Source organism: Williamsoniiplasma lucivorax ATCC 49196, assembly GCF_000518285.1.
Lineage (GTDB): Bacteria > Bacillota_I > Bacilli_A > Mycoplasmatales > Mycoplasmataceae > Williamsoniiplasma > Williamsoniiplasma lucivorax.
The window spans coordinates 1-13,957 of the sequence record NZ_JADH01000001.1; the positions used below are offsets into that span (position 1 = coordinate 1).

The 13,957-nt window shown below is 27.0% G+C and carries 9 protein-coding genes; 3 read left to right on the plus strand and 6 right to left on the minus strand.

What is annotated here, in order from left to right; translation table 4 throughout:
* Together P695_RS05140 and P695_RS0100010 are read left to right on the plus strand one after the other, a co-directional pair.
* On the plus strand, positions 1-272 hold a 272-nt coding region (locus tag P695_RS05140), incomplete at its 5' end, for a transposase (RefSeq protein WP_035026016.1).
* Positions 273-323: 51 nt separating this feature from the next.
* Positions 324-848 (plus strand): ETX/MTX2 family pore-forming toxin, encoded by a 525-nt coding sequence (locus P695_RS0100010; protein WP_028126300.1) that lies wholly within the window; start codon positions 324-326, stop codon positions 846-848.
* Between the two features lie 95 nt (positions 849-943).
* Here the strand turns inward: P695_RS0100010 and P695_RS0100015 are convergent, their stop codons facing one another.
* Positions 944-2,419, minus strand: coding sequence for a sulfatase family protein (locus P695_RS0100015; protein ID WP_028126301.1), 1,476 nt, complete (start codon positions 2,417-2,419; stop codon positions 944-946).
* Between the two features lie 3 nt (positions 2,420-2,422).
* Positions 2,423-5,038, minus strand: a complete 2,616-nt coding sequence (locus P695_RS0100020) for a glucose PTS transporter subunit IIA (RefSeq protein WP_035026017.1) — start codon at positions 5,036-5,038, stop codon at positions 2,423-2,425.
* Positions 5,039-5,300: 262 nt separating this feature from the next.
* Here P695_RS0100020 and P695_RS0100025 point away from each other — a divergent pair, with 262 nt between their 5' ends.
* Positions 5,301-6,110, plus strand: a complete 810-nt coding sequence (locus tag P695_RS0100025) for a hypothetical protein (protein ID WP_028126303.1) — start codon at positions 5,301-5,303, stop codon at positions 6,108-6,110.
* A gap of 501 nt (positions 6,111-6,611) precedes the next feature.
* On the opposite strand, the gene P695_RS0100035 is transcribed toward P695_RS0100025, so the two are convergent.
* The 4 genes from P695_RS0100035 to P695_RS0100050 all read right to left on the minus strand — a co-directional run bounded on the left by P695_RS0100035 (position 6,612) and on the right by P695_RS0100050 (position 13,928).
* Positions 6,612-6,812 carry a hypothetical protein gene (locus tag P695_RS0100035; RefSeq protein ID WP_028126305.1) on the minus strand — a complete coding sequence of 67 codons (201 nt, stop codon included), beginning with the start codon at positions 6,810-6,812 and terminating at the stop codon, positions 6,612-6,614.
* Between the two features lie 164 nt (positions 6,813-6,976).
* Positions 6,977-9,721 (minus strand): DUF262 domain-containing protein, encoded by a 2,745-nt coding sequence (locus P695_RS0100040; RefSeq protein WP_028126306.1) that lies wholly within the window; start codon positions 9,719-9,721, stop codon positions 6,977-6,979.
* 2 nt (positions 9,722-9,723) lie between these two features.
* On the minus strand, positions 9,724-11,028 hold the full coding sequence (dcm, locus tag P695_RS0100045; RefSeq protein WP_028126307.1) for a DNA (cytosine-5-)-methyltransferase: 1,305 nt from the start codon (positions 11,026-11,028) through the stop codon (positions 9,724-9,726).
* Between the two features lie 95 nt (positions 11,029-11,123).
* Positions 11,124-13,928, minus strand: a complete 2,805-nt coding sequence (locus P695_RS0100050) for a DEAD/DEAH box helicase family protein (protein WP_028126308.1) — start codon at positions 13,926-13,928, stop codon at positions 11,124-11,126.
* Positions 13,929-13,957: the final 29 nt, after the last annotated feature.

A 13,957-nucleotide genomic window follows, 5' to 3' on the forward strand; every position in this document is an offset into this window, starting at 1 on the left:
AAGATAATTGAGATAATTTAGTTTTCTTTTTACAATTTCCACCTGAAATTCGTCGCATTATTTACACCACTAATGCCATTGAATCTTTGAATGGGCAATTGCGAAAATTCACTAAAAATAAACGTATTTTTCCTAATGATAATGCCGTCTTTAAATCTTTCTATTTAGCTATCAGAAACATCGAAAAAAAATGAACTATGCAACCCAAAAATTGAAGATCTGCACTGGCTCACTTTTATATAATGTTTGAAGGGAGGGTCGTAATTGAATAATGAGTAAAAATGAATTTACACAAAAATCCGTAAAGACCCCAAAATGATGTTTTGACAAATAATACTGATTATGTTCAAACATTAAAAAGTGCTGGCTTTTCCCAAAAATATACAAATTCTACAAGCCACACTGTTATGAAGAGTTTTGGCTTAGATTTAACTGCTGCGATAAAATGATTTACAGCTAAATTTAGCTTCAATTTAAATGACACAACAACCAAAACAGAAACTCAAGAAGAGGTTTTAACTGCTCCTGAACAAAGCGTTGTTATGCAACCGCATACAAAAGCCTTTATTCATTATGATGTGTATGAATATTTAATTACTGCTAATTATGTATTAAATTCAAAAATTACACCTGATTTAAATTTATATTTCACCGTAACATCCTCTATACATGAAATTTATAAAAAATTTTCTGTACCAATTATCCAAATATTATGATGGTGCAAACAATTAGGACACATTGATCCAAACAATAATGATGTAATTTATTTTGAAAAAAACGATTTATTTATAAATGTTCCAATTCAATTGAGCATGACTAAAAATGAATTGGATGTGGATATCAAATAGTAAATCCTCAATCTTGTGACAAAAACAAAAAGATAGCACAATGTGCTATCTTAATTTTTGTTTTACTACCCAGATCAGTTACTTGATATCCATCATTAATCTAAACCTAATCTTTGAAATTCTTCGATTGGACAATCAACAGCTTTTAATTTGGCAATTAATTTCTGCATCATCATCTTTTCAATTTCAGCATCTTTTAAATTGTGAAGTTGATCTTGATCAGTTTCTAAATCAAATAATAAATGACCTGTCCTATATGAATCAAATGGATTCATTGGGAAATTAATTTTTAAAACTGGCACATTGTTCGAAAATCTACTCCCTTTGACCAATTCCATAGCTTGGAGCAGTTGGGTTGGTAAAAACCCGCGCATTAAATTGAAATTGAGAGTGTATTGGGTGAATGGCAAATTATTAGGATGTGCACTTGCACGCATATAAATATATTTTCCATCAAAAATGCCAACATGACCTCCATTAATCCCAAAAAGAATTGCCTCATGATTTTTCATTTGTTTTGCTAAAAGGTTAATGATTGATTTCCCATCTCGATCATCTTCATTTTTGATTTGAAAATGTTCTAAGATAGTCAGTGGAATATCAATAGTTTGTGCCACTTCTGTAATTCTTGTTCCTTTTAATTGCTTGAATTGTGGAACATAAAGCAAGAACGGAATATGAATCACTTCATTATAAAAAGGGGCTGAATTTTTACCAATAAAGTTATGTTCACCTAAGGAAAACCCATGATCAGTATTAATCATTAACATTGTGTCTACTCATAAATTATGCTTATCAAATAAATCAATCACTTTTTTTAAATGAACATCAATCATTGAAATCAAAGCCGCATATTCTTTACGCATTAAAGCAATCTCTTCTTTATTTGCTTCAGCATCAATAAATTGGTATTTTGGATAATTGGGAATGTTGTCTGTCGCTTTTAAATCATAAAGATCACGATATTTTTGTGGTACAACAAATGGTTCATGTGGGTCAAAACATTCAATTTGTAAAAATCAATTATCTTCATCTTTATATTGATTAATGAATCTGACTCCAGCATCAATGGTTTGGACAGAAGAATAATCATCTTCTGCTAGTAATTGACTACGATTTGCTAAATTATATTGAATTTTTTCTTTGGGTTTATTTAGTTTATTTAGATTATTATATTCAATTTGATTTTTTAGTGACATTCATCGATCATTTTCTTGACCACGAAACCCTTCCCAAGTGTTATAGCGAGTATGATAAGTAGCCCCTCCATCTTCTCAATAATGTGAATGATCAGTCACGATGTGAGTATAAATTTTATGATTTTGTAAAATTTCAAAAATAGAATGATCAAAAACTTCTAATTGTCCCCAACTACGGTGCAAAAAATTATATTTTCCAGTATGCAATTCTCTTCTTGCTGGCATACAAGGCATACTTCCACCATAAAAATTATCAAAAGTAACCATTTTTTCTGAGAGTTTTTTGAATGTTGGTGCTTGCACTCAATCATTTCCATAATTTGGTAAAAATTTTCTTGTTAATGTATCAAACATGATCATGACAGCTTTCATCTTTTATTTCTCCATTCTTTGTTGTGGTTTTACGATTGCTCTAATTTGTTTATTAGTTAAAAAATCATTTTTTTTAGTTTCTAATTTGACTGAGATATCCAATGAATGAATAGCATTGAAATAATTATTTTCTAGTTTTGCTAATTCATTATGCTTAGAAAGTTTAATTAATTCTTGAATAATTGGTTTTTGTAATTCTTGAGAATCATGCACAAGTTTTTGATAAAGGTGTTTTGTTTCTGCAATTCGCAAATCAATTACATCTTTCTTAGCTTGGACTTGCTCGATTTTGTTTGAAAAATCTATTTTATTGATTTTATCAAACAACATTTGTAGTTCTTCTTTGGTTTTCATAGTTCTTTGTTCATTAAATTTGTTTGCTAACTTAATTTTTAATTTGTTTTCTTTAGCTTCTAGAGCTTCAATTTTAGTTCTCAATTTTTCATATTTTTCATATAATTTTTCTAATTCAATAATTTGTTTGTTGTTTGCTTTAGAAAAAATTAATTCTAATGCTTTCATATTTTCTTTAATGTTTGATAAATCAACATTTTGGTCATGTTTTAAAATAGAAATAATTTTTCTGTCAATCTTACTAATACCTGCTTTTTCTTTAACACGACTATTGCAAAATAGTAAGGCCAAAGTCATACCGCAACCTAAAGTAACGGCCCAACCAAGCATACATGATAGAAGTGATTTTGTATCGCCATTCGGACCTAGAACATTAAGAATTGATAAAATCCCATTTCCACCTTGGGGTCAAAAATGACCATTACCTGTTAAACCAATAACCATTGAACCGATACCAGTTGAACAACAAGCAAGGAAGAAAGCTTTTCCACTCGGGATATTCACCCCATACATCATTGGCTCACTTATGCCAAAAATACTTGCTGGAAGTGCTCCATAAATATTTTGTTTTAATTGGTTATTTTTAGTTTTAATCAATAAACCAATTCCCATCCCAAGTTGTCCTAAAGCACTACAGAAAATACATGTCATAATATCAACGTGAATATAAATGTTTCCCGGATTTAAAACTCATGGCATTTGAATAATCATTGCTAACGAAGCATGAGCTCCAGTAATCACCAACATTGGTCAAAGTGTACCAAAGATTAAACGATCAATACCATAAGGAATTTTAATTAAAAGTCCGACTAGTTGTCCTAAAAATGTTTCTAACATACCAATTATTGGCCCAACTACAAAAAACATTGAAGCAACTGTGCTCACTACAATTAATGGAGGTAAAGCAATCATTGACAATGATACTGGAACTATTTTAGTGAAGAAGCGTGATGCTTTAGAAGCAATATAACCAATAAAAATTCCGTTAATTAAACTTGCATTTAAACCACCCATTTTCAACCAAACAACTGGGAGTGGTGATTCTGGATCTACAAAACTTTTAGTTGACCACAAAACAAAAGTTCAAGGATTAGCGCCATTTGGATTAGGCACCCCTCTAAAAAGTAATGGACCACATAAAATCATTCCAACAATTAATCCATACATTTTATTACCACCAAAATAAATGGTTGCAGTATATGAAATGAAAAGGGTAATAAATAAACTAGAAGTAGTTAAGTTAAATAAAAAGACTTCAAATAATGTGTATTTAGCAAAATTACTAGAAGGTAAAACAACTCGAATCGCTCCTGTAATTTCTAAGATTGCTTTTAGCGCTACAATTAAGACAATTCCAATAAAAACAGGTAAACAAGGTAAAACTATGCCTTTGAACATTGCTAATAATCTACTGAAAAATGGCATTCCCTTAGTGTTAGGACCATGATTCTTTAAATCAAAGCCTTTTTGTGTTTTAACACCTTTAGCAATTAATTGGTCGTATGCTTCTCTAACTTTGGTAACTTCACCACCAAAAATTAATTGCAATTCATCACCGTTTCAATTAATTCCTTTAACACCTTTAATTTTAGAAAGTTCCTCTTGCTGAATTTTTGTTTTATCTTTGATGTCAAATCTTAACCTAGTGATACAGTTGTAATACTTATTATAATTTGTGTTAGTACCAACTGCTTGATAAATCTTTTCAGAGATTTCTGCATATTTTTCTTTAAAAGAAAAACCGTCTTTAATTGCTTCATCAATGGAAAGCTTTGTAGGTTTTTTGATTTCCTGAACAAACTCTAAAACTGCAATTTCCTCTCCTTTTTTAACCTTGCCTGTTTTAATATTGAGAAATTTTCAACCCTCATTTTCTCTTTCATCGAGAACAATAGGAATGGCCTTATTCAATTTTGCTTTTTCAATCATTTTTCAATCAACTTGAATGATTTCAGAATTCAAGTTGATATTATCATGATTTTGAACAAACAATTTAAACGGCTTACCATCTAATTGCACTGTATCCAAACCAATATGAACCAAAACAATTGGTCCATCTTTGGCTTTTAAAAACAAAGCATGTTTGGTGTCAAATGTTTGTACAACTATTCCTACATCAAAAATAGAAAAGAGTGTAGTTTCTTCATTGCTGTTTGGTTCAATATAAAAACCATCACCTAACATTTTTTCAGAAAATACACCATCATTTAAATCTGATATTTTTTTGATTACCCCAGAAATGGGGGCATATACTTTAATTTTCATAATTTTCATTAATTTCAAATTTAAGAAATTTTATCCTTTCAAAATTATTATTTATCAAAATGAAAATCATGTGATGTTTCGAAACAATGAAAATAACACTTTTGATTAATAAAAGTAAAACTATAGAAAAAATCTTCTCCTGCTTGTTATTTTTATGTTTTGGTAAATTTAATAAAAATTGTAAATTTAGTTTTTTGATATATGTTCAAATAGATAAATTTGTTCTTGTGCTAAAATCAAATTATTAATGAGGTTAAATAGTATGAAATTAGTCTATGAAGATTTGCTAAAATCTTTAATTGAAGAAGAAATTTTAATGGTGAAGTATGATTGTGCTTTTGATAAAAACATTAAAGTGAAGGAATTCATTGCAGTTTGGGATCAAACGCATAATATTAAAAAGCTATATATACAACTCAATAAACAAATGACTGAGTTTGCAAAAACACAAAAAATTTCCAAAAGGTTAAAAGCATCAGAAATAAATAATGAATTTTATCCAACTTTACTAGGTAAATTAGGTAGTTTTACTGCTATAGCTTTAGATTTTACGGAAAATGAAATGCATATTCTAGACAATATCTATGGTATTGATGATCCAGAAATTTCTAAATATGCAATGATGGGAATAGGTGTGTGTTTTCAATTAAGAGAAGTCTATTTAATGTTTATGGATTTCTTAGACGAATTAAAAGTTCCTAAATTTATGCAAGAAGCATTGGATAATATCAATGATTATTTTGATAAAGCAATGGATCATTATAAAGATTTTGATAAGTTAATAAAATTAACAATGAAAATTCATAAATATATTCAAGACACTATGAGTCAATGAGCAAGTCATCCTACAGAATTATCAATTGAAGAAGCACCCAAAGCTGATAAATTTCTAAATTTCTTAATCAGTTTTGATATTAACACTTATATACTTTTACTAATGTTGGAAAAAATTCATCTTCTTCAAGATCAAGAAGAAGGAATCGTGATAAAACCTCAATCTTATAAACTTCTTCATGAAAGAGAGAAAAAATTAGAAAATTTAAGAACTACTCAAAACAAACCTGAGAACTAATATAGAAATTTTAAAAGTCCAATGAATGATAACATCAGACTTTTAATTTAAGTAAATGGGGGTCTGTAAAGAATTTTAGAATGAAAATTTCAAGCTTTATTTTTAGGCATTGACTGAGTTAAAACCTCTTTGGCCTGAACCCGAAATATTAATTCAATGCTTTTCTCTTTCTTTACACACATATTCATAAGAAGTTTTATCAATTTTTTCTATTACTATAAACCTAATACAATTTGGTGTTTGCCCTTTTAATCTTAAATAGTGAGCAATTTTTTGATATTTAATCTCAGAATTATCAGAACTCCAATAAGCTTTTTCAATTTTGTTTGCGTGTTGCAACCAACGAGATCTAATATTTTTTGTTTTACCTATATATATTGGAATAAAATATTCATCAATATTTATATTTTCATCTTCAATAAAAAAGCCATATATCCCTGATACTGAGTCAATATCATCTTTTCTAGAAGCTAAATCGATACTTTTTTGTCCTTGCTTTTTTTAAATATCTTGGATGGTTCATGCTTTAGTATCAGAATTAATTAAAATTTCTTGTAAGGAAGTGTTTTGTAAAGTTCTTGAATTTTTAAAGTTTTCCTTAGCTGTTTCCACTTTTTTCTTCTCAATAATAATTTTAATTAAAATAGCACATAAAAATAAAACAACAATTAGTATTATAACTGGTATAAGAAAATCCGGCATGATGTATCCTCTCAATCTTGTTTTATTATATAACTTCTTTTAATATAAAAAAAACAATTTTTAATTCTAAAAATTGTAAAAATTAATTTAATAATGTGGCTTTTTCAAATAACCGTTGTTTTTTGTATTTTTGTGAGTTTTCGAAGTTACATTAATTTAAGATTTTAAATATCATAAATTTTCATAATTATTTCAATTAATTGTTTTGTTCTATTTTCGGCATCATCAAAATTAAATTCTTCTTTTTTTGAAAGATCCATTAAAAAAACTTCATTTTGATCATAGCCTTTATATTGATAGTAATCTTTAATATTCGGATCTGATTCATATAATTGTTTTTTAATTTTAAATACATTATTTTTAGCAGCAGCATTAGGACTGTGATTAATTAATAAGCCATTACCCAGAATTTCTAATGTCTCAGCGTGTTTTTTGTTAACTGCGTTGATGTCATTAGTTTTTAAGTTTCTTTTTAAAATTTCAATTCATTCATCATTTAGTTTTTGAGGAATAATGTGTTCTCTTGTTTCTCTTAATACTTTAAATCATTCATGTGTTGGGTTTAAATTTAATGAACAACCATTTGCTAATCAAAAATCTACTCTTCTTATTAAATTTTTAAGTGTTTTATCTGAGATTTTGGTTTTTAAATCTGCTTTAAATTGTTCGTTTGAAGGAGTAATAATTTTATTCATTGTTTCACTAGACATGAATTGCTCTTTTAAAAATGCATCATTGATTTTTCTAGCTTTAGCCACTTTTTCTAAAACTTTGTTCATTGTATTTGTTAAAGATTGACCTCGATATAAAACAACTTGAAATCTATTTTCATAATTTTCTATTACAAACAATACCCGTCTTAGTTCATTATGATTTAAAATTTCTTTATAACTGTTCATGTATTTTTGAACAATAAACATAATTAAGGGGGTGTAGATTGTTCTGCCTTCAAAATTAATTAAAATGTCGCTCAAAATATGGGTTGAATTATTTGTATTTTGATAATATTTTCTATCAGTAACGCTTTTAAAAAGAAGGATATGCTCATTTAAAAAATTTATTATTTCATTATACTCATCCAAATTAATTTTGCCATCTCGACTATTAGTTTTTTCTTTAATTTTGAAAATTACTATTTCTTTAAAAATAGAATATAATTCGTTTTTGTTGTTTGCCGCTGTTTGAATTGTTTTGTATAATTTATCATTTTCATCTAAAAAACATTGATAATAATTGACAAATGCTGCTATAAAATTATTAATTTTGGTTGAATTAACTTGATTTTTTGTTTCTGTATCTCTAAATTCTTTTAATATTTTCGTATCAAAATGTAAATTAATATTGGCTTCATTTTCCTCTAGAACCTTATCTTGAATTTGCATCATTATAATATTTTTAATTAATTCTATTGTTTCTAATTCCACTTTTTTTGTATTCATATTTTCAAAAATTTCAAATTCATTTTCAGAATAATCAGTAGTTATTGTAAATAAAACTCTTCGTAAAATAAATTCTGTTAAATTAAATAACTCTTCATCAGAACATAGTTCAGAATCAAGTTTTTGTTCTAATAAAAAACCATAATTTTTTCATATTTGTGAATAAGGATTTTTTGGATTTTCAGCATTAGTTAGCAACTCTTTAAAAGCTTCGGTATCTGGATTGCCAGAAATTCTTTCAAAACTCATTTCAATCAAATTTCTATAATTTTTAGTATTCATTATTTCGTGAATAAAAGGATCAGGAATAATATCTCTATCGATAATTTCGGCATGGATTGCTTTGAGAATTATTATTAAAGATGTCAACCTTTGTTGTCCATCAACCACTTTAGAGAGATTGCTATTATCGTTAGTTCTGGGTCTATTCACCAATAATGTACCCATATAATGTATTTTTTTACCTTGATCATCATTTGACCCAGTGAATATATCATCAAATAATTTTTCAATCATTTCTTCATTTCACTTATAATCACGCTGATAAATAGGAATTTTATATGAGTGATTTCTATTTTTAATGTCAAAAAGAATTTCTCCAAATGTTCTTATCTCAGATAACATTTCTTTTCTTGAATTTGCTTTTTTAAAATCCTCTCTTATGTTATCTTCCAATTCTAAAAATTGCTTTTTGTGTGGATCGTTATCTGCTTTAATCCTTTTGTTTTTGGTTGTTTTCATTCCAGTAACACGATCAAATTCTTTTCTTGAAGCAAATAAAAAAGAAACAGCTAATTCTTCTAAATTATTTTGTTCTTGTGGTGAAAACTCTTGTAAATCAAAAAAACCATCATAATATTTATAAAATTTATTTGCATCTGCTGGCTTTTCTTCTATTAAAATAGAAAATTTTTGATTAGAAAATTTATAGATATCTTTTAATAAACAAACAAAAAATGAATTATAAAAAGTAATATCCTTAAAACTTTTAAAAAAATATTCATGATTTTCTTTTTGAGTTTCATCGTCATCATTTTTAGAATTTGATTTTTGCTCTTTTTTATATTGAAAATAACAATTAAATTCTTCTTGCATCATTTCACTAAATAGATGGTTATAAATTATTTTTGAAGTAGGATTACTATCTAAAAAGAATTTTGTTTTTAGTTGTATATTTCCATTCAAAATCATTTCATAATCAGAAATTCAATTATCCTTATTAAAATCAACAATTTCTAGAATTCCTAAATTGACCATAGAAATAATATTTTGTCTAAGTTTTGTATCAGATCATAATAATGTATAACTTCCTGGTTCTCCGTGATTTTTATTGTATTTTAAAAAATATTTATCTTTACTATCTTTTACAATTGAAAAAATATTGCTTTTTAAATCAGGAAAAACCATATTCTTCCATTCTTTGATCATAGAACCTACATTAGTTCCTATCTTTCAAATATCTAATTCCATTTTTATTCTCCTAACTCATTCATATAGTTAAAGATTCCCACCAAAACATTGACAACAATCGAATTGCCAGCCTGTCTTAATAAAATTTCTTTCCTATTAAAATTTTTAATAACGTTTTCAAAATCTTTTTCTTGAAAACCCATTAACATATAACACTCTCTTGGTGTTAAAAATCGATACTTTGACTTGTTTTTTATACCCATAGTATTTAATGTCGACTCCAAAAAAGAACCTTCAATATTAATTACTCCCGCATTTGGGTGTCGATCTTGTTTTGTCGTAATTGTTCGACAATTGGATAAAAATCCAGATTTATTACGTGACATATTAAAATTTTTATTTTCATTTTGAACAGTACTAAATAATTTTGGATTTTCTTGATACATTTTCTTTCTTGAAGGCGTATCATTTGGTATTGATAAAATGGCCTCTTCAATTTTGGTTGAATTCATTTTTTTGTAATCGGTTTCAATAACATCACTTAAACTTTTAGTGATTTTAAAAAGGTCAGAAACTGAATTAGGCACATTTACTATTTCTACAACTTCTTCAGTTGTGGAGAATGTATCTTGGAAATTATCTCCACCATTTAAAACACTCAACGCAAAAACCCTTGTTCTTTTTTGGGGAGTACCAAAATCTTCAGCATTCAATAAATATGTTTGTGTGTTGTATCCTAATTTATTTAAAAATTTAAGTCAAATTTTGTAATCTTCAATGTGTTTTGAAGAAAGCATATTCCTCACATTTTCTAATAATAAAAATTTAGGTAATTCACCATGAGTTTTAAGTTCTTTCAAAATTCTTTCAATTTGTCATAATAAACCTGAACGAGTTCCAGAATCTTTTCCCATCCCTTGATTACCACCATGAAAACTCCCAGCAGTTGATAAATCTTGGCAAGGAAAAGAATAAGTTAATAAGTCAAAACCATTAGTTTTTTGATATAAATCTTTTCCGTTAATTTTGGTAATATCAGAAAAATTATTATTTAACTTTAATGATGAATACAAAATTTCTTTATTTTCACGACTTAATCTTTTAATTGAATCAAATTTAGCCGGTGTCTTAGAATCTAATGAAAGTGTCAAAGTTTTTAAAAAATCGTGAATTTCTTGATCAGACAATTTTTTGGCAATGTTTTCATTATTATTGTGAATCGCGTGATAAGAAATATTTGCTCAAACATCCCATTCACTAGTCGCAACAACTTTGTAATCTAATTTATTGTTTTGTTTTAAGATTTCTAATGCTTTGTGTTGTGCCCCAATGCCTGCAAATGTCTCAAAAATTCTTATTTTTCTCATATTTTTAACCGTTCCCTACAATAAAAAGGTTACCTTTTTTTTTTTTTTTTCAAGAGGGTCTAATACATAGCTGTTGTCAAGACAAAGAAAAAAGCCTATAAAGGCCTCATTTTAAATTTAAATTCGATTTGAGTAAAATCTTTATTTGTGTGTTGTTTTTTATCTTCTACTGAAGCAACTACACCCAAGAAAATTCCGTATTTATTATTGCCAAATTTTTTAAGAAGTTTATCAGTCTTATACAAAACATATACTGGCATTGTATTATCTAAAATACTTATTAAATTTTTATTATTTCTTTTTTCTAAGCTTCATCCATCTGGAGAATATCAATGTAAAATGTTTTGATTTTTATCAAAAAACTGCTTTATACCTGATTCGCCAACATCAGTAACATTTTCTCTAGCATTTAACAATATTTTTCCAGAAAGTTCTTGGACGCCCGACATAATTGTCCGTGCTTCAATCATGTTGTTTTCAGAATAGTATCCCATGATAGCTTGTATCTGCAATTGTGTCAAAATCATATTTTGAAAGTTATTAATTTCATTATCCATTAAAACTTCATTATTTAACTTAAATTTTAAAAGATATTCAGTTTCTCTTAATAGTTCTTTTTTGGAAAGAATTGTTGCTAAAGCTTGGTCCAAAGTTGGTCTATATTTATTAATTGTTGTTCGATTAGTATAAAAATAAGAAATAAACATTTCCTTAAAAAATGGATCAATCTCCACTTTTTGTTCAATTATTTTAAGAAATTCTTCAATTAATTTTTTATGGTTTAATGTTGATAAATTCATCAAAACAAGTTTATCTTCAGCTCCAAAATCAAGATGATTTTCATTGCTTATTAAATTTTTTTGATTATTTTTTTGATAAAGCTCATGTGGCATCATTTGGGTGTTTAAAAAGAATTCTTCATAATCTTTATAATTATTGATTTGGTTATGATAATCTTTAAAAATTGAACCAAAAGCATTAGTTTTAGCATATTCTTCTAATTTTTTAATTAATGTTTGTCGATTCATTTGTGTCATATGAATCATTGAATTACCTGGAATTCATTTCTCTTGTAAATTTAATTCATCATCTTTAATGCATGTTATAATTTTGTTTACACTTCTAAATTCTGTATCAAAAAATGCTTTGGCTAATCAAAAAGGGTGATATTGTTTATTAACTTTTAAATCAACATTATTCACAAAGTCATAAATTGATAAAATTTTATTTTCTTGTTTTCTAAGTCCGCGCCCAAATTGTTGTAGATAAATTAAAAAAGAAGCGGTTGGCCTTAAAAAAATTAAATTATTAATTTCAGGAATATCAATTCCTTCGTTAAAAATATCGACCACACAAAGAAAATTAATTTTCCCAGTTTTAAAATTATCTAAAAGATTTTTTCTTTCAGCTAGTTGATTATCAGAAGTTAATACATCGGCTTTTAAATTTTCACTTATTAAAAAATTCGCAGTATTTTTAGCATGTTGTTTATTGACACAAAATAACACAGCTTTAACATCGTCATCTTCATATGGGATGATTTTTTCTTGAATAGTTTTTAAAAGCAAATCATGCCGAATATTATTATCTAATCTTTTGGCTAATTCATTAAGATCTTTTGTGATATCTAAACCTTCTAAAGATGTTGTATAGTCATCAACAAAATAATAATCAAAATTACTCAAATGTCCTAATTCTATTGCGCTTGGTAATGACATTTCAAAAAGAATTCCACCATCAAAATAATCAGCAATATTTACACCATCAGTTCTTTCTGGTGTTGCTGTTAAACCAATTAAATGTTTGGCGTTTGTTTCCATTTTAGAAATGAAATCTTTTAAGCCGGTAGCCTCAGAGTGATGAACTTCATCAATGATAACTAAATCAAAATGTTGGTTAGTTAATCATTGATGATATAAAATTGCTGAATTATACGAAGTAAAAATAAATGGTTCTTCTTGATAGTCACTAATTTTATTATGACTACTAAAAAATTTGAATATTTCGTCATCTAGAACATTTGAATTAGCTTTTTTTAAAGTTGCAATTGCTTGTTCTAAAATTTCATTTCTTGGTGCTAAATATAAAACTCTTGGTAGATCATTGCTTTTATGAATATCAGCGTTTTCATAGTATTGTTGAATAAATGACATAATCGTAAAAGTTTTACCAGTCCCTGTTGCCATAACAATTAAATGTTTTTTATAGCCATTTTCAATATTTGTAAAAATATTTTGAATTGCAGTTTTTTGGTAATCAAAAAGTTGCATTGGTTCATTTTTGGTGATTTGTGAATAGAAATCTGTCTCCTTTAATTCTTCTAAGCTGGGTGTGACAAAGCAATTTTCATATCTCTCTTTTTTACTTAAAGCTAAATTTAATTGCATTTGATCTGAAATATTAAAAAAGTCAGTCTTGTTCTGCCAAAGCTCATCAAAATAATCATTGATTTTTTGAAATATTTGGGGATTAAAATCTTGATCAATTCTTACACTTGATTCTTTACCGGTACTTAAACCTTTGTCAGTCATATTTGACGAACCGACAAAAGCCACAGAATTATGATCTTTAGTTTTAACGAAAATAATATTTTTAGAATGTAATCTATCAACATTTGCTAAATATGAGTTTTCAATAATAACATCAACAATTTGATTTTTATTTTTAAATTTCACAAGTCCATCCAAATCCAAAAATTTTGATTTTCCATCAAAAGTTGTGGTAATAATTTTTAAAGATTTTAAATGTTTTGCTTCATCAATAAGTTCTTGCATAAACTTAATGCCTTTTCCATTGATAAAAGGGGAAACAATTTTAATTTCATTAACATGAGCATTTTCTTTTTTAATAGAAGCTTCTAATTTTGTGAAGATAAATTCGTTTTGTTTAATGTTATTCATAATAACAGTTTACCAGATAAGAAATAAAA